The following is a 16,310-nucleotide window of genomic DNA, read 5'->3' as shown; positions in this document are numbered from 1 at the left end:
GAATAAGGTCATTCTTTAATAGTGCAGGTTGTGCTATTTACTAAAACGTTACATTTACCACCATGTCTGCCATTACAACCCGCTTAGCAACTTTTAATGATATCCCCGAATTGCAGGGGCTAATCGCTCTTTCTGTTCGCGGATTAAGCACTAATTATTATAATCAGCAGCAAATTGAAAGTGCTATTAAGTACATTTTTGGAGTGGATACCCAATTGGTTACCGATGGTACTTATTATGTAGCCGAAATAAACGGCGTTACCGTAGGCTGTGGCGGCTGGAGCAAACGCAATACACTTTACGGTGGCGATCAGCATAAAGAAATTGAAGACCCATTGCTTGATCCCAATCATGATGCTGCCAGGATCAGGGCTTTCTTTGTTCATCCGGACTATGCCCGGAGGGGTATAGGTAGTTATATCATAAAGGTTTGCGAAACTGCTGCACAAAACAACGGCTTTAAGAGCCTGCAATTAGGAGCTACGTTGCCTGGTGTGCCGCTTTACGAAGCTATGGGATACAAAGCCATGGAAAATATAGATCAGCCGATGCCTGATGGGGTGGTATTGCCTTTGGTTAAAATGTTTAAGGTTTTATAGTTTTGGTTTTCATATTAAACACTCCCTTTCAGCGTTATAGCTCAGAACCAAGCCCGCAATCATGCCCAGGAAAATACTGACGGTAATAATCTTATTAATGGCTGTTACCTTAACACAGGCCCAAACTGCTGAAGATACCTACAACAAATACCTCGACTTTAATTTGGCGCGTTTGCAGGGTGAACAGGATAAGGCAATGGAATTATCCCGGCAAATTATGCAGGATACGGCCAGACTATCAGCCAAAGTTAAGATCAATTTTTTCAATTCACTGGCCAGGCTTTATGAAGATGACAATCAAAGTGTAAATGCGATACCCTTATATGAGCGCGTAGTTGCTGCCGAACCTGATTATTATGTGGCCCACCGGGCTTTGGGATACTTGTATCTCAAAAATATCCCCGATGCGGATAAGCCTTTGAATACCCCATCTACAGATGCCGAATACATTAAGGCTGTCAAAAAAGCCCTGCCTCAATTGGAGAAGGCACAGGCCTGCGATGCTGACGACAATACTTTAGCCCTGATAAAAACGCTTTATAAGAACATTGGTAATGATGCCGGGTTGACCGAACTGAATAACCGTTTGAAGGTTTTGAAAGAGAAATGTGAAGATATTTTGAGTGATTAGCGCCAAATTACTCCATCCAGAGTAATGCTGAGTGATTAAATCCAGGGGCCTCTGAAGGTGAAACGACAAAAGAGGGCCTGTCAGTCTGAGCCTGTCGAAGACTCGTGTGCAGAGGCTTGCCCGCCATACTTCGACGGGCTCATTATGACACCCATTTTTTAAGTTGTCATGGGTAACTTGCTTCAACACCGCACTCGTTATGCCTCCGGGCGTGCTGATCAAAGCGTTGACTGACCTGTGGGGGGCCGAAACAATCTCCAGAGGCCTCAGGATTTAATAGCTATTTTATTATATTCCTACGTCCTACTTTTGCCTAAAGCTATCACCAATAAATGCTAATGCATCGGTGATGCCGGTGCGCCAGTAGGTCCAGTTGTGGGCTCCGTCGCGGATGCGGAATTCGTGTGGCACTTTCTTTTCTGTAAGGGCTATATGCAGCAGGCTGTTCCCTTTGCTTAGCGCGTCATCATCACCGCAATCTATCCAGTAGCGCACATTTTTCAGATCATCGGTTGTTTTGCTTTGTACCAATCCCAGTATGGAGTTAGCCTGCCAGGTAGCATTAAGGCGTTCTTTTCCTTTAAGATCGGGGCCAAATACCTTGCTATATACATCCTTCCAGCGCTCGTCAGGTATCGCCATAAAATCATCATCGCTACGTACCGCAGCACTCAAAGCCGCCGCTGCTGAGAACATATCGGGATGTTTAAGGCTATATACCAGTGTGCCAAAGCCTCCCATGGATAAGCCCGCCACGCCGCGGTATTGTTTAGTACCTTTTATACGGTATTCTTTTTCGATAGATGGTATAAACTCCTTGAAAAAGAAGTCCTCATAGTTTAGTTTGTCCTGGTATGCATTGATAAAGAAGCTTGTGCCCCCGTCGGGCATTACAATGATCATCGGTGGAATGGTACCATCGGCAATAGCTTTATCGGCATAGCGGTTAACTTCACCAAATTGCAGCCAGCCGGTATGGTCATCCCCATAACCATGCAACAGGTATACTACGGGGTAGGTCCGGTTTGATGTTTCATAATCAGCAGGGAGGTATACTGCGTATTTTACATTATGATTTAAAATATCGCTTTTTATATATTGCTCTTCAATCACCTTACCGGTAGTTTGCGGAAATACATTTGCCGAAATCAGCAATAAACAAACCAGCAAAATCCTTTTTATAATACTCATATTCTAATTGATTCAATTAATCGTCATTTACACATCCGCATATCTGAAAACAGCGCATCTGCTACTTTTGCCTGAAACTATCACCAATAAATTGCAGTGCGTTGGTGATCCCTGTACGCCAGTAGGTCCAGGTGTGGGCGCCATCGCGCATGCGAAATTCATGCGGTACATTTTTTTCGGTAAGGGCAATATGCAACAGGCAGTTGCCTTTGCTCAAAAAGTCGCCGTCGCCGCAATCTATCCAGTATCTTACAGATTTTAACTCATCGGTAGTTTTGGTTTGCACCAGGTTTAAAACCGAATTACTTTGCCAGGCATTGTTAACCCTGTCTTTCCCCTTTAAGCCCCGGCCGTAAAGCTGTGCAAATATTTTTTCATAAGTATCATCAGGAGTGCTTACGAGCTGATCGTCGGGAAATACAGCGGCACTTAAGGCCGCACCGGCTGCAAACAGATCGGGATGTTTAAGTGTATAGATCAGCGTTCCATAACCGCCCATTGAAAGGCCTGCAATTCCCCGGTATTTTTTTTCAGCCTTGATGCGCAATGCCTTTTCAATATAAGGCATAAACTCTTTGATGAAAAAGTCTTCATATTTTTCCTTACTGTCATAAGAGTTGATGTACCAGCTCGAATCGGCATTTGGCATTACAATGATCATGGGCGGGATAGTGCCATCGCTAATAGCTTTATCGGCATAGCGGTTAACTTCGCCAAATTGCAGCCAGCCGGTATGGTCGTCGGTATAGCCGTGCAGGAGGTAAACTACAGGGTAGGTGCGGTTAGCCGTTTCATAATCCGGAGGTAGATAAATCGCGTAATTTACATTGCGCTTTAAAATTTTGCTTTTGAGGCTTTGCTCTTTTGAGGCTTTGCTCTTCAAGTACCTTGCCCTGCTGCGCAAATAAATTGAAGCTGCTTACCAGCAACAGGAATAAAAAAACAGGTTTAAGTATTTTCATGGTAATGGATGTTTCAGGTTTAAAAATTAAGGGCCTTTCCCTGTTGCGGATATACCAGGTTTAGCTGTAATTTATTAGCAGCTTTTAACTGAGTTTTGATTTTGCTGATGCTGGTCATTGGCGGCTTTAAATGAGTTATTACAATGTTTAAGCCTTTTATAGCATCTGTGCCAGTAAACGAAGCCAGTTTATCCATCTCGGCCATTAACCATTTTGGCGTAAGGTGACCGAACAATGTTTTATCCGGCTGCTCATTAGGGAAAGATACCTCTATTAAAATAGCCTTTAATTTTTTACTTTTTATCAGCGGAGCAGCGGCCTGCCACAGGTTTTGCATGTTGCTGCTTTTTTCTATCTCATCGGGGCCGGTATCACCTAAATAAAGCAAATAATTGTTATTGCTATTCACCAAAAAAGCAGTACTGGTTAAATTGGAATGACTGAGCGGGAAAGCCCGGACCTTAAGCTCAGTATTTTCGATTGCTGTTTCGGTACCAGGTTCCAGTACTTTATAGTGATATTTTTTCAGTGCCGGTGTTTCACCCTGGTCGGCAAAATTGGCCCAGCTTTTCCATGTAAAATAGTGCGTCTTTATCGTTTCAATACAATCATTAAGTGCATAGATGTTTTTGATGCTGTCTTCGGGCGAATTAATGATAAGCCCAGCAATATGGTCAAGATGTGGATGGGATATAAAATAGCCTTTAATGTACTGCCTGAGTACAGCATTGCCGGGTACATTAAAGCTTTTACACGTTACAGCTTTTTCAATTCCATAATGGATTGTGCCCGCATCAAGGCAGATGTAATTATTGCTGCCTTTGGGTGCAAGCATATAAGCCGATAGGTTACTTTCATCAATACCTCCGAGCACACCTAAGGGTACCAGCCTGAAAGTTGAGGCCTTTGGAGTTTGAGCAACCAAAATTACAGGAAAAAGGAAAATATATAAAAATGGCAGTAATTTATACTTGAGGTTCATTTTAGGCAGATTTAGCTTTAGTATGCTACGCTACTAAATTAAGGATATGCATAAATAATTAAAGTAAATGCCGCCTGTTTTTATGAACAGTTACATTACATAACGGGTTTTAAGGCATCGTTCACAAAAAAATTTGCGAACGGGAAGCCAAAACAGGGTGATTTTTAATGCAAAGCTACGCCTACGCCTGGTTTTTAAAGGCTCATTACATTTTTTACACCTGTAAATAGCACGTGGCGTATCTCTTACAATTTCCATTGTTAGGGGGGGAGCAACAGTTTCTGCAAAATTAAAGTTCAGTATATTTAAACGAAAGTTTACAGGTTTAGGTTTGTCTTTTTTTGAGAATTTATTCTGTTTTCATGGCCTTCGCAGCAGGTTTTTTATATTCATAATCGCCACCTAACAGATATCCCCATGGTTTAAGTGTTTCAATGCGGTCAAATATGATCTTGAATATGGCAATAACAGGAATAGAAAGGAACATGCCCGAAAGGCCCCAGATCATTTCGCCTAAAATAATGCCTATAAAAGAGATGAGGGCATTGAGCCTAACCTTTGAACCGACTATAGTGGGCAGCAAAAAATTGGCATCAACTGCGTGAATACCTATAACACTAACAGCCACCGCTACAGTGTTGCTGATACTGCCGGTAGCAAAAGTTATAACAGTACTTAAAAGCAAAGCGGTGAAGATCCCGATGTATGGAATAATATTGAAAAGACCGACTATAATGCCCAGCAAAGCGGCATATTTTATACCTATCATCCAAAAAACGGTAATGGCTACTCCGGCCACTATTACCATTTCTAACAGTAACCCCAATATATATTGCCTCAAAATACTTTGAATATTTTCAACAATATCCATTACCACGTGCTCATTTTCATCTCTGAAAACCCATACCATAAAACGGATGAGCAAACGCCTGTATAACAGTATAAAAAAGGTGAAGATCAGGATGAACACATAAAACAGCATGATCGATGAGATGGCCCCAAAAGTAGTGCCCAGTACATCAGTGCCCGACTCCATGAGTTTTTTGGCGGTGTCATCAACATAGGCCATTTGCTTGGCAGCGTTAACATGAAACGCGTGTTGAATCCATTGTTGCAAGTCCTGTATTGATTGTTTTACCTGCTTTTGAAGCATCGGCCAGTCGTTAGCCATGTTTGAGATCTGTGACCCTACCAGGTAGAGGATCCCCCCAACAACACCAACCAATAATAATATAGAAACCAGCGATGCCATGCTGCGGGGTAATCTCAGCTTATTTTCCAGAAAATTACAAACGGGAAGCAACAGTATGGCGAAAATAAAACCAAAGATCATGGGATCAAGCAGATCCTTGCCCATAATAATCAGGTAACCCAGGGCCATAAAACCAATAAGTACTAAAGCAAGACGTTCGTAAAATGGAGCGATGAGTTTTTTTGTTGGCATATGGGGCAAATGTAGGGGGATTTATGATGGCTTAACACGTAATTACTTCAGAAGTTTGAAGATAAGTAATAATCGGGAACAGATCGGGTGAAAATTAATAAACGTTTAAATCATGCCGGATTGAGCAGCAGTTGCAGTTTTAAGTAGCAACGGGAACAGTTTGGTGTACTTGCTATTACAGTCGTTAACTCTACCTATACAGCAACTGCCACTCAGTAACTGCTACTAAAATTGTCGCTGTAACTATTAAAAAATCACCACTGATTTTATATTTTGGCAAATATTTTGCATTGTAATATTATCATTTACTTAAAAAGTAACATTATGGCAAAGTATTCAGAAAAAGCCGGAGAGAAGGTTGAGAAAACCATGCACGAAATGAAGGAAGGCAAGCTGAAAAGCGGCAGCGGCAAAAAAGTAACCAGCAAAAAGCAGGCAGTAGCTATAGGCCTTTCAGAAGCGCGAAAAGAAGGCGCCAAAGTGCCGAAGAAGAAAAGTTAATAGATTATAACCGGAAAAATTTCGGCACCTGTCGAAGTTTGATGAATTTAAACATCATGCTTCGACAGGTTTTGGCCTGATCCTTTTACTTTTTTAATGTAAACGCGTCGATGATATCCATCAGCGTCACAGCTTCATCAATGGAGCAGGGGTTGGGCCCTTCGCCATTAAAGTAAGCTACTATTTTGGATATGAAAGGCTGCTGGATATGCTCGGGATGAGTGAAAGTTATAGTGTCTTCTTCACTATCAGTTTTCCAATTGATGTAATTGCCAAAAAACGGGAAGATGATTTTTCCTTTTGTGCCTATGATCTCGCAGGTATCGGTGGTTTCACTTTCGGCTACATTAAAACACCAGGAACCGTTAACCACTACCTTGTTTTTAAATAGGATCTGCCCGCAAACATGATCGTCGGCAGGCGTTGAGCTTGATTGATTGAGCGAAAAACCATGATACATTTCAGGCTCGCCGAAATAATACAACATCAAATCGAGCTGATGTGGGGCAAGATCATGGAAGTAGCCGCCGCCTGATAATTCGGGCTGTACACGCCAGTTGGTTTCCACGTCGGCAATCAAAGTTGGTTTGCGGCTTTGCCACATCCTGATCTGCACGGTACGGATCTCGCCAATCAACTGCGTGTCAATTAATTCTTTAACCTTTAAAAACATAGGTAAAGCCCGGCGGTAATGGGCAACCGTAAGTTTTGAACTGCTTTCCTTTACCGCCTCCGCCATAGCCCTTGCTTCGGCCGAATTACGGGTGACCGGTTTCTCGACATAAACGTTTAACCCTTTTTTTAATGCGGTAAGTGCATAATCGAGATGGGACGCGGGAGGGGTGGCTATGTAGATCGCGTTTAGCTCCTGGTCGTTCAGTAATTCACTGGCATCGCTGTACCATTTGCTTACACCATGGCGTGCAGCATAATCGGCCGCTTTTTCTGCATCGCGGCGCATAACTGCCACAAGGTTACTTCCCGCCACTTTTTTAAATGCAGGCCCGCTTTTTTTTTCAGTTACGTTGCCGCAGCCTATAATGCCCCAGTTTATCATTGTTAGCCCCTCTAAATCTCCCCTAAAGGGGAGACTTTAATTTTTATTTAAGGAAAGATATTAAAATTACTTGTCGAAAAGAATAGAAATTGACGCTCCACCATAGTTCCCCCTTTAGGGGGTTAGGGGGCCAAAATTTCTTCTATCCTTGCTAACTCCTCTGCCGAAAACCGGAGGTTATCCAAAGCTTTTAATGAATCGGATAATTGTTCGGGCCTGCTGGCACCTATCAATACAGATGTCACGCGCTCATCTTTCAGGATCCAGGCCAGTGCCATTTGGGCCAGCGACTGCCCGCGTTGCACTGCCAGGTTGTTCAACTCCCTGATTTGCCTCAGGCGTTCGTCCGTTATATGGCTTTTTTGAAGGAAACCGGTCGGTCGGGCAGCCCTTGAATCTTCGGGGATGCCATGAAGGTATTTATCCGTCAATAAACCTTGCGCCAGTGGTGAAAAGGGGATACAGCCTACGCCTTCGTTACCTAAAACATTCAGCAAACCGCCTTCAACCCAACGTTCAAACATGGAGTATTTAGGCTGATGGATAAGGCACGGTGTGCCAAGCTCTTTGAGTATTTTGATAGCTTTCGAGGCCAGTTCGGCAGGGTAGTTGGAAACACCAACATACAAAGCTTTTCCCTGGCGAACAATGAGGTCCAACGTAGCCATGGTTTCCTCAAGCGGCGTGTTTGGATCGGGGCGATGGTGGTAAAAGATATCCACATAATCAAGCCCCATGCGTTTAAGACTTTGATCAAGGCTGGCTACCAGGTATTTCTTCGAGCCCCAGTCACCGTACGGGCCCGGCCACATGGTGTAACCGGCTTTGCTTGATATAATAAGTTCGTCGCGGTAATCGCGGAAATCTTCCTTCAGGATCTTTCCAAAATTCTCTTCGGCCGAGCCGGGAGGCGGGCCATAATTGTTGGCCAGGTCAAAATGGGTGATGCCGCTGTCGAAAGCGAGATGTAATATTTTGCGGTAATTATCGGCAACGTCAACATGACCGAAATTATGCCAAAGGCCTAATGAAATAGCCGGAAGCTTGATGCCACTGTTACCACAGCGGCGATATTGCATTGTTTGATACCTATCGGCAGATGCTATATATGTCATATTTTTAGGTAAGGATCGGGCCGTAAAAATAGAACTTTAGGCAGATTAATAAAGGTATTTTTGACTTTACTGAAATTAAATTATGGCATGGCTACTATATCATTAACCTGCATCTGATGTTTGGCCCAATCGCGTAGTAATTGTAAAAAAGGAAGTAATTCCCGGCCTGTATCGGTAAGAGTATATTCAACCCTTGGAGGTACTTCAACATGCACCTGCCGAACGACGAGGCAATCATTTTCCAGCTCACGCAGGGCCTGGGTAAGCATTTTAGAGGTTACCCCTGTTACAGTGCGACGTAACTCGCCGTAACGCATGGTGCCATTTCGTAAACGCCACAGGATGCGACCTTTATATTTGCCACCTATCCGCTGAAAAGCGTAGTCGATACCGCATTTTGGGGCTTCGTGTTTTGATTTTTTATCCATCAATTAAAAATAATATAACTGATTTACAGCATGGTAACTTTTTAGTAATCAGGCTACTTTTTTGTGCCTTATTGCTAATGGAATATAGCAAATATAACTTTGCTACATGAAATATAAATCGCTTTTGATCCTGATGCTGGTTACCATATGTACGGCATCGGCACAGAACAAACCCCCTGTTTATAATTTGACCGGAACCTATGAATTGGTAACAGTTGATAATATTGCCGCCGACGGCAGCCGCACCCATCTTTACGGGGATTCGCCGAAGGGGACCCTTATAGTTGATGCTATGGGGCATTACGCTTTACAGATCTATAGCGAAAACCGGCTAAAGTTTGCATCGGGAGATAAAGCTAAGGGTACCGATGATGAGAACAGAGCCGCGATAAAAGGATGTAATGCTCATTACGGTACCTATAAAGTTGAAGGGAATAATATCATTTTCAATATCGAACATGCATCGTTCCCAAACTGGGAGGGCACACAGCAAAAACGCCCCTTTACAATTTCGGGCGATATTTTTAAGTACACTGTACCTGCGCCAACTACCGGTGGGGCGATAACAGGGGAGGTGGTTTGGAAGAAAATGTCTGAGTCAGAATTTACAGGATTTAAGAATTAACAGCATGTTTTACTTCAAGCCCAGATTTTACAGGATTTGAATTAGCAGAAAACCCTGCCAATTCTTATATCAAAATTTTGAAAATCCTAAAATTCTGTAAATTCTGATTCAGACAACCTCAGCCACCACAAAAGTGCTGCCGCCTACAAAAACAAGATCATCATTAGCTGCATTTTTTTGTGCCGATAACAATGCTTCTTTTACAGAGAGGTAGGCCTCACCAATTAAACCATGAGCCCCCGCCTGTGCTTTCATGCTTTCAGCGTCCAGGCCTCTTGGAATGTCTGGTTTGCAGAAATAATAAGTAGCATCTTTAGGCAGCAGCGATAACACTTTGCCGGTGTCTTTATCATTTACCATCCCGATAACCATATGCAGGTGATTGTATTTAACAGATGCAATATTTTTCATCACTTCCTCAATGCCATCGGGGTTATGCCCGGTATCGCAAATGGTAAGCGGGTTATGGCTTAAGGTTTCCCAGCGGCCATGTAAGCCGGTGAGGTTTTTGACCTGCCTTAAGGCTGTTTCGAGGTGCTCATCGGTAATTACAAAGCCTTGCTCGCGTAATTCATGAACGGCGGATAAAACGGTTTTTACATTTTTAAGCTGATAGCTACCTGTTAGGTCGAGTCCGAAAGTCCGGAAGTCCGAAAGTCCGGAAGAGGTATGGCCCAATGGGTTTCGTTTCGCAATAATTTTAAGTAGCCCTTCGTTTTCTTTCCGACTTTCGGACTTCCCGGCTTCCGGACTTGAAATCGTCCACTCTCCTGATGCAAACCGAATGCTGCTGTTAGTTTGCGCAGCTTTATCGATAAACACGTTTGATACCGCCGGTTGTTGTTCACCAATGATCACCGGGATGCCCGGTTTGATAATGCCTGCCTTTTCGCCGGCAATAAGCGGCAGGGTATTACCCAGCATATTCATGTGGTCCCAGCCAATGTTGGTGATTATAGAAAGGAGTGGGGTGATCACATTGGTGGAATCCAATCTACCGCCTAAACCTACTTCAATGACGGCTATATCCACCTTTTCTTTGGCGAAAACATCAAAGGCAAGTGCAACGGTCATCTCAAAAAAGGAGGGGGCTATTTCATCAAAGTCGGCCCTATGATCTTCAACAAAGTCAACTACGGTTTGCTCGCTGATCATTTGCCCATTAATACGGATCCGCTCGCGAAAATCTTTGAGGTGGGGTGAAGTATAAAGCCCCGTTTTGTAACCCGCAGTTTGTAAAATGGCCGCCAGCATATGTGATGTTGAGCCCTTGCCATTGGTACCACCCACGTGCACACTTCTAAATTTATGCTGAGGATTGTCCAACCGCCTGCAAAGCTCGAGCGTATTGGTAAGGTCTTTCTTAAATGCCGAAGCCCCGTCCCGTGTAAACATAGGGAGCTGGGTGTAGAGATATTGTAGGGTTTGTTCGTAGTTCATGGTTCATGGTTCATGGTTCATGGTTTGAACCACTACTTTACGAGGCAAAAATAGTACTGAAGCTTACTAAAAGACAACGGGTAAATGTAATATTATTTCGACATCGCTATGAACCATGAACTATGATCCATTCGCTTTTCCCGAATTAATTTACCTTAAACACAAAAACAACGGTACCCTGTTGCTGATCGGGGGCATTATCAAGCGGGTTGAGTTTGGAATTTTTTACAGCATCTTCGCATTTTTGAAGCAAGCCGGCATCTGATATGGTGGTACCACGGGCACCAGCACGGGCATACGTAACGTTGCCATCTTTATCAACCCTGATATCAACTACAATTTTACCGCTTTGACGGTTGTCGTCACTTACAGAGGGTCGGCTCACAAAGTTGCGCTGCGCCATGTTCAGACTACCGCCATTGCCTGATCCTGTGCCATTATAGTTATTGGTAAGCGTAGTACCTGTGGTTTTACCCTGGTTGCCCGGAGTTTTGCCTGTCCCGTCGCCCTCACCTGTGCCCGTTGATGCTTTTCCTTTGTACAAAGCATTTTGATTAACGGTAGGTTTTGCCGGCGGTGTTTTTACAGGAGGGGTAGGGGCTACATTCTGGCTTGGTTTTTTGGTAGGCGCGGCCACTTCAGGCGCATCCTCATTATTTTGTGTAACTACCGTTTTTTCGCTGCTTTCGGGTGTTGGTTTTTCTTCGGTAGGTTTGCTTTCAGTAACTTTATCGGGTTTGGTGTGATTGGCTTTTTCTGCTACCGAAGGTTCTTCAGTGCTCATATAATCATCTCCCATACCTTCATCAACTGTACCGTAGTTAACCAGGATACCGCCTGTTCCGTTCTCTTCAACCGGCGGATTTTTGAATACGATAAAATAACATGCCGCTATCAGCACAGCCATAATAATGCCTGTTGCTATAAACGCTTTCGGATAGTTATTTTCTTCCCTGTACTCCATTTTTATAATTAGTGCAATTTTTTTATTAGCAGTATTTTCTTACTTGCAGTGGCAGTTTTTAGTAGCAGTAGCACTTTGCAGTAGCAATACCACTGCAAAAGTTAAAAAAATCAAGCAAATAAACTGCTTCCTTGAAACTGCAACTGCTACTTAAAACTGCTACTTAAAACTGCTACTTAAAACTGCTACTTTTAAAAAGAGTGGCAGTTTGTTTAAACGATTACAGTAACTTACTGCAATAATCTACTATAAACTTTAAACTGCAACTGCCACTGTTATCCCTTAGGTTCTGTCGCCAAAACCAGTTTAATGTTCAATTTTTGTGCCACGTCCATCACTTGTACCACATCCTGTATAGCTACAGTTTTATCAACATATAAAACTATGGTAAGTTCGGTTGCCAGGGTTTTGTAACCCGCCAGCGTAGTTTGCAAAGCATCGACCGGGATCTCCTTTTTATCTACGTAGTACTTGAGGTCTTTGGTTACTGAAACAGTTATGGTTTTTTTAGACACCGACTGCCCTGTTGATGATTTAGGCAACACCAGCTTAATAACATTAGGGTTGGTAACTGTTGAGGCTATAAGGAAAAACAGCAGCAGGAAAAACATAATATCATTCATTGCCGATGTATGTACCTCTGCCGATGCGCCCCTGTGTCGTTTTCTTAAATTCATTTGCTCGGCTCCTCTAACAGGTCAATAAATTCAATGGCATCGGTTTCCAGCTTCAGGATCACCTTATCAACCATCATATTTAAAATGTGATAGCACACATAAGCTACGATACCCACAAACAAACCTGCGGCTGATGTTACCATTTTTACATATAAACCGCCAGAGATTACACCCATGCTGATGTTATCGGTTTTGGAGATATCATAAAAGATCTTGATTACACCGGCAATGGTACCCAGGAAACCAAACATCGGCGCTATACCGGCTACGATACCTAAAATTCCAATATTTTTTTCCAGTTTGGATACTTCCAGTTTACCAACGTTTTCAATAGCCCCTTCGATATCTTTTATAGGGCGACCAATGCGCAATAAACCTTTTTGCAGCATGCGCCCAAGCGGCGTGTTATTGTTACGGCAAATAGCAATGGCCGATTCCAAATTGCCCGAGTGGATACTTGAACGTACCTGTACCATCAGGTTTGATTCATCACGAGATGCTTTACGGATAGTAAAGTAACGTTCAAAAAATATTACCAGCCCCAGTACAGCTAAAATACCTATCGGGATCATTACCCAGCCACCCTTGATCAGCAGGTCGCCAAAGCGAAGTTCTTCAGTTGGCAGTGCTGCGGTTGTTACGGCGTGGTTTGCGGTATCTGCCAGGTGTTTGGCGGTATCTGTAATTTGCTGAATTAATAATAAAGTCATTTCGTGGAATCAGTAATTTGTTTTGAGTATGTGTCTTTAGTTATTTTTCCTTGTGATATGAGTTTTTTTCTCACGGTTTCTGCTTCCTCAGATGAGGAAAACCCCCCAATTATGATCTTGATCCGCGGACCGGTTCCTGGGCCTTTCAGCAGGCGGGCATCAATCCCCCTGCTTTTATAATCTTTAACCGCCTCATTGCTTTTGGTTATCGTTTTAAACGATCCTAAAAATATCGCAAACTCCGGCTGTGCTACGGTATCTGTTTTAGCTGCCGGATTATTTAACGCTTCAACCGGTTTAGAAATTGCCTTTGCCGTGTCAGCAACAGTTGGAGTGGAATCCTTTTGGATACTATCCGGCTTAATTAAGGGAGCAGCTTTGGGCTTTTCAACCTTTGGTTGTTCTTTAGGGCCGTCATTGTTAAGATGTAATAGTGCGGGGTTATATTTATATACGCCAAAAGCCGCTGCGGCAAGTATAATCACTGCAATTGCTATTATAACCCAAATGCTGATACCCCGCTTAACTTCGGGTTTATCATCAATATACTCAGGCTGCTCAACAAGGGTTGCGTTTGCAGGCGGCGGTGTATAGGTTTGCTGTAGAGATATAGCCGTAGGCAAAGGCGGCGGCGGTGGTGGCGGGGGCACATAGTTAACCTTGTTAATGGTTACCGGGGTAAGGCCAAAAAACAAAGGATCGCTGCCCGGTGCCTGTTCCTGCGGTCTGAAAGCAATTTTGCCTTCCTGCATATAAAACCAACCCAATTGGGCAAAAGGTACTTCATGCAACACCAGTTCCTGCTTAAGGCTGTTGATGTATTTTTCGGTGAAATATTTGGATGATGCCAGCGAGATCTTTTTCTTTTCGGCAATATGACGTGTCAGGATCTCATCGTCTTTAACCTCCTGATCAAAATGCAGCTTATGACCGGGGGGATAAAAAGTTGCCTGTACATCATCATAATAGCCATTTACGCGCAGGCGCGAAAAGCAGCCCAAGCCAGGTACACTTATTTCGGTGTACCGGCCGAGTAGTTCGCTTAAATAATTGGCTATATCCATCCGGTAAAAATACGGTTAATTTTAAAACATCAAACAGGGCTTAAAACGAGTACCCTACCCCGCCAAAGATATTAAATCCGTAGTTAGGGTAGTATAACCAATTTTGATACGAACTGCTCAGGATATTATTAGCCTGCGCAAATACCGAAAACCTGCTGTTTATCCTGTATTCTACACTGCCGCTCAGGTCGCCAAAGCCCTTAATAGGCTGTTTAATCTGGTTGTAAACCGGGCTTCCCGGGGTAGAAGTTGGTGCCAATACCAATAACCTGTCGGTTGTTGAGCCGCGGATAAGCAACGAACCTGTAACGGTCAATTTGCTGTCGATATGTATAGCAGTACCTGCAGTTAATAAAAATTTAGGCAAATTCCATGGCTCACTTTCTTTAGCCATTTGATAGTCTTTTATTTCAACGCGGCCGAAAATGTTAAAATCGTCTGTTGCTTTAAAATCCAGCTCGCCATTAAAGCCGTTTACGCGGGCTTTGCCATCATCATAAATAACAGTGAATTTGTTGCCTTCGGCGTTGAAGTTACTCACCATTAAAGGCATGTTTTTAATGCTGTTGCGGTACACGGAAGCTTTGAAGCTTAAGCCGGGGGCCAGGGTGCCTTTTAAACCGGCACTGATATCCAGTTGATCAACTGAGTTTTTGATGTTGATGTTTTGGCCGATGAAGGGATTGATCATGGCAAAATCATGCAGTGAAGAGCGGTTTACATCGCCCTTAGCTTCAACAAAAAGGCGTACATATTTAGGGATTACCTGTACCTCCAATTTAGCGGCTGGGAAAATGTAAAACTTACCAAAATCGCCAAACTCTTTTACGATGTTAACGCCTGCATCTATTTTATAGTTATCGCCCTGAAATTTAATATAAGGGTTGACACGTGCAATGTTATTACCAAGACTGTAAAGGCTGTCTTTCTGGCTGGCCAGATCCAACGATCCGCTTAAGCCTGCATAAAACTGCTTAACAGTTTGATTTAGAAAGCCTGAAATAACTACATTGTTTTCACGTGCCTGGTAAGCATTGCTAAATGCGTATCCTTTTAACTTTACAGCATAGGTAAAGTCGTTTTCAACGTCTTTGTAATTCTTTGCCAGTTCAACCTCGCCGCTTATGGTATTGAAGTGCTGTTTTGTCGGTACAAAATTGTTGTCGGGAGCATCCTGGTTGTAACCGTAAAAATAGGTACCTAAACGATTGTAGTTGATGCGGCCTGAGATATTGTTATCGCCAATGATACTTTTGCCGAAAACGCCAACCTCATCGCGGCTTTGGGTTTGTTTTTGCAGTGAGCCAGATTGCGACAAATGTTTTATGAAACCGCCAAATTGTAAAGCCTCATCCCGACCGTTGGCAAAATAGCCTTCGCCATAAATGGTTTTCAGGTTGCCAAAACCAACTTTAGCAAAGTTGTTGGTTAAAACAGAATCCTGTTCTGCCGGCCTTTTCATTGGGTCAAGCTGCCTGATCTCGGAGTTTTGCTCCTGGCGTTTATCAAGCGGGGCATAGGTTAACGGTGCTTTAAAGGGCGCTTTATCTTCCAAATCAGGGTTACGACGGATCTTTACCGCATCGGCCAGCACCGGTTTATAAGCAGTGGTCACTACAATTTCTTCTGATAAGCTACCGCCATTGGCAGCGTTGTTGGGATTATTGCCGCCGCCCTTCTTAGTAGTATCCTGCGCTGTTTTTGCAGCGGCATCGCCCAAGCTTTTGCTGTCGGTAGCTTTTTTAGTTACAGGTTTGGGCGCGGCCTTTTTTGGTGCCGGTTTGGCGGCAGGCTTTTTAGTTGCAGTTTTTACTGTTGCTTTTTTGGTAGATTTCTTTGTTTGTGCCTGGGCAGGAACAAAGTATAATGCTATTATTAAGGTAAGCAGCGTATATGTGTATCTTGAGTTCATTGCTTGTC

Annotated in this window: 17 protein-coding genes; 4 read left to right on the top strand and 13 right to left on the bottom strand. The window is 43.3% G+C overall.

The genetic code is table 11. The annotated features are described in order from the left end of the window. The first annotated feature begins 62 nt into the window (after positions 1-62). On the top strand, positions 63-599 hold the full coding sequence (locus tag ABID99_RS18600) for a GNAT family N-acetyltransferase (RefSeq protein ID WP_373614738.1): 537 nt from the start codon (positions 63-65) through the stop codon (positions 597-599). A gap of 61 nt (positions 600-660) precedes the next feature. Continuing rightward, positions 661-1,230, top strand: a complete 570-nt coding sequence (locus ABID99_RS18595) for a hypothetical protein (RefSeq protein WP_090523357.1) — start codon at positions 661-663, stop codon at positions 1,228-1,230. 303 nt (positions 1,231-1,533) lie between these two features. Here ABID99_RS18595 and ABID99_RS18590 read toward each other — a convergent pair whose 3' ends face one another. The 4 genes from ABID99_RS18590 to ABID99_RS18575 all read right to left on the bottom strand — a co-directional run bounded on the left by ABID99_RS18590 (position 1,534) and on the right by ABID99_RS18575 (position 5,809). Next, positions 1,534-2,421: an esterase family protein gene (locus tag ABID99_RS18590; protein WP_090523363.1), complete on the bottom strand. Its 888-nt coding sequence runs from the start codon at positions 2,419-2,421 to the stop codon at positions 1,534-1,536. 61 nt (positions 2,422-2,482) lie between these two features. After that, positions 2,483-3,304, bottom strand: a complete 822-nt coding sequence (locus ABID99_RS18585; RefSeq protein WP_373614737.1) for an alpha/beta hydrolase — start codon at positions 3,302-3,304, stop codon at positions 2,483-2,485. A gap of 98 nt (positions 3,305-3,402) precedes the next feature. After that, positions 3,403-4,365, bottom strand: coding sequence for an MBL fold metallo-hydrolase (locus ABID99_RS18580; RefSeq protein WP_188833059.1), 963 nt, complete (start codon positions 4,363-4,365; stop codon positions 3,403-3,405). A gap of 349 nt (positions 4,366-4,714) precedes the next feature. Beyond that, positions 4,715-5,809: an AI-2E family transporter gene (locus tag ABID99_RS18575; protein WP_373614736.1), complete on the bottom strand. Its 1,095-nt coding sequence runs from the start codon at positions 5,807-5,809 to the stop codon at positions 4,715-4,717. Between the two features lie 324 nt (positions 5,810-6,133). Here ABID99_RS18575 and ABID99_RS18570 point away from each other — a divergent pair, with 324 nt between their 5' ends. Continuing rightward, positions 6,134-6,310 (top strand): DUF6496 domain-containing protein, encoded by a 177-nt coding sequence (locus ABID99_RS18570; protein ID WP_167516215.1) that lies wholly within the window; start codon positions 6,134-6,136, stop codon positions 6,308-6,310. A gap of 85 nt (positions 6,311-6,395) precedes the next feature. Here the strand turns inward: ABID99_RS18570 and ABID99_RS18565 are convergent, their stop codons facing one another. From ABID99_RS18565 to ABID99_RS18555, 3 genes are all read right to left on the bottom strand, one after another. Then, entirely contained in the window at positions 6,396-7,367 is a 972-nt protein-coding gene (locus ABID99_RS18565; RefSeq protein WP_373614735.1) for a Gfo/Idh/MocA family protein, read from the bottom strand. Positions 7,368-7,489: 122 nt separating this feature from the next. Continuing rightward, positions 7,490-8,482, bottom strand: coding sequence for an L-glyceraldehyde 3-phosphate reductase (mgrA, locus tag ABID99_RS18560; RefSeq protein ID WP_373614734.1), 993 nt, complete (start codon positions 8,480-8,482; stop codon positions 7,490-7,492). A gap of 80 nt (positions 8,483-8,562) precedes the next feature. After that, on the bottom strand, positions 8,563-8,910 hold the full coding sequence (locus ABID99_RS18555) for a winged helix-turn-helix transcriptional regulator (protein ID WP_373614733.1): 348 nt from the start codon (positions 8,908-8,910) through the stop codon (positions 8,563-8,565). Between the two features lie 106 nt (positions 8,911-9,016). Here ABID99_RS18555 and ABID99_RS18550 point away from each other — a divergent pair, with 106 nt between their 5' ends. Next, positions 9,017-9,535: a lipocalin-like domain-containing protein gene (locus ABID99_RS18550; RefSeq protein WP_373614732.1), complete on the top strand. Its 519-nt coding sequence runs from the start codon at positions 9,017-9,019 to the stop codon at positions 9,533-9,535. Between the two features lie 108 nt (positions 9,536-9,643). Here the strand turns inward: ABID99_RS18550 and ABID99_RS18545 are convergent, their stop codons facing one another. The 6 genes from ABID99_RS18545 to ABID99_RS18520 form a co-directional block, all read right to left on the bottom strand. After that, entirely contained in the window at positions 9,644-10,975 is a 1,332-nt protein-coding gene (locus ABID99_RS18545) for a folylpolyglutamate synthase/dihydrofolate synthase family protein (protein ID WP_373614731.1), read from the bottom strand. 145 nt (positions 10,976-11,120) lie between these two features. Beyond that, the gene (locus tag ABID99_RS18540; protein WP_090523406.1) at positions 11,121-11,939 is read right to left on the bottom strand and encodes an energy transducer TonB; all 819 of its coding nucleotides are present in this window, start codon (positions 11,937-11,939) and stop codon (positions 11,121-11,123) included. Between the two features lie 275 nt (positions 11,940-12,214). Next, positions 12,215-12,616, bottom strand: coding sequence for a biopolymer transporter ExbD (locus ABID99_RS18535; protein ID WP_090523411.1), 402 nt, complete (start codon positions 12,614-12,616; stop codon positions 12,215-12,217). Beyond that, positions 12,613-13,326, bottom strand: coding sequence for a MotA/TolQ/ExbB proton channel family protein (locus ABID99_RS18530; protein WP_090523416.1), 714 nt, complete (start codon positions 13,324-13,326; stop codon positions 12,613-12,615). Before ABID99_RS18530 ends, ABID99_RS18535 begins: the two co-directional genes overlap by 4 nt. After that, positions 13,323-14,390 carry an SPOR domain-containing protein gene (locus ABID99_RS18525; protein WP_373614730.1) on the bottom strand — a complete coding sequence of 356 codons (1,068 nt, stop codon included), beginning with the start codon at positions 14,388-14,390 and terminating at the stop codon, positions 13,323-13,325. Before ABID99_RS18525 ends, ABID99_RS18530 begins: the two co-directional genes overlap by 4 nt. Before the next feature lie 40 nt (positions 14,391-14,430). Beyond that, on the bottom strand, positions 14,431-16,302 hold the full coding sequence (locus ABID99_RS18520; protein WP_373614729.1) for a hypothetical protein: 1,872 nt from the start codon (positions 16,300-16,302) through the stop codon (positions 14,431-14,433). Positions 16,303-16,310 lie beyond the last annotated feature (8 nt).

This window comes from Mucilaginibacter sp. OAE612, assembly GCF_041806395.1.
In the GTDB taxonomy this organism is placed as follows: domain Bacteria; phylum Bacteroidota; class Bacteroidia; order Sphingobacteriales; family Sphingobacteriaceae; genus Mucilaginibacter; species Mucilaginibacter rubeus.
Note: the sequence above shows the minus strand (reverse complement) of the source record. Positions and strands in the feature narration are given on the sequence as shown.

What these genes read in the sequence shown, in the direction of transcription:
- ABID99_RS18600 (WP_373614738.1), top strand. Translation starts at nt 63, where the DNA reads ATGTCTGCCATTACAACCCGCTTAGCAACTTTTAATGATATCCCCGAA.
- ABID99_RS18595 (WP_090523357.1), top strand. Translation starts at nt 661, where the DNA reads ATGCCCAGGAAAATACTGACGGTAATAATCTTATTAATGGCTGTTACC.
- ABID99_RS18590 (WP_090523363.1), bottom strand. Translation starts at nt 2,421, where the DNA reads ATGAGTATTATAAAAAGGATTTTGCTGGTTTGTTTATTGCTGATTTCG.
- ABID99_RS18580 (WP_188833059.1), bottom strand. Translation starts at nt 4,365, where the DNA reads ATGAACCTCAAGTATAAATTACTGCCATTTTTATATATTTTCCTTTTT.
- ABID99_RS18575 (WP_373614736.1), bottom strand. Translation starts at nt 5,809, where the DNA reads ATGCCAACAAAAAAACTCATCGCTCCATTTTACGAACGTCTTGCTTTA.
- ABID99_RS18570 (WP_167516215.1), top strand. Translation starts at nt 6,134, where the DNA reads ATGGCAAAGTATTCAGAAAAAGCCGGAGAGAAGGTTGAGAAAACCATG.
- ABID99_RS18565 (WP_373614735.1), bottom strand. Translation starts at nt 7,367, where the DNA reads ATGATAAACTGGGGCATTATAGGCTGCGGCAACGTAACTGAAAAAAAA.
- mgrA (WP_373614734.1), bottom strand. Translation starts at nt 8,482, where the DNA reads ATGACATATATAGCATCTGCCGATAGGTATCAAACAATGCAATATCGC.
- ABID99_RS18555 (WP_373614733.1), bottom strand. Translation starts at nt 8,910, where the DNA reads ATGGATAAAAAATCAAAACACGAAGCCCCAAAATGCGGTATCGACTAC.
- ABID99_RS18550 (WP_373614732.1), top strand. Translation starts at nt 9,017, where the DNA reads ATGAAATATAAATCGCTTTTGATCCTGATGCTGGTTACCATATGTACG.
- ABID99_RS18545 (WP_373614731.1), bottom strand. Translation starts at nt 10,975, where the DNA reads ATGAACTACGAACAAACCCTACAATATCTCTACACCCAGCTCCCTATG.
- ABID99_RS18540 (WP_090523406.1), bottom strand. Translation starts at nt 11,939, where the DNA reads ATGGAGTACAGGGAAGAAAATAACTATCCGAAAGCGTTTATAGCAACA.
- ABID99_RS18535 (WP_090523411.1), bottom strand. Translation starts at nt 12,616, where the DNA reads ATGAATTTAAGAAAACGACACAGGGGCGCATCGGCAGAGGTACATACA.
- ABID99_RS18530 (WP_090523416.1), bottom strand. Translation starts at nt 13,326, where the DNA reads ATGACTTTATTATTAATTCAGCAAATTACAGATACCGCCAAACACCTG.
- ABID99_RS18525 (WP_373614730.1), bottom strand. Translation starts at nt 14,390, where the DNA reads ATGGATATAGCCAATTATTTAAGCGAACTACTCGGCCGGTACACCGAA.
- ABID99_RS18520 (WP_373614729.1), bottom strand. Translation starts at nt 16,302, where the DNA reads ATGAACTCAAGATACACATATACGCTGCTTACCTTAATAATAGCATTA.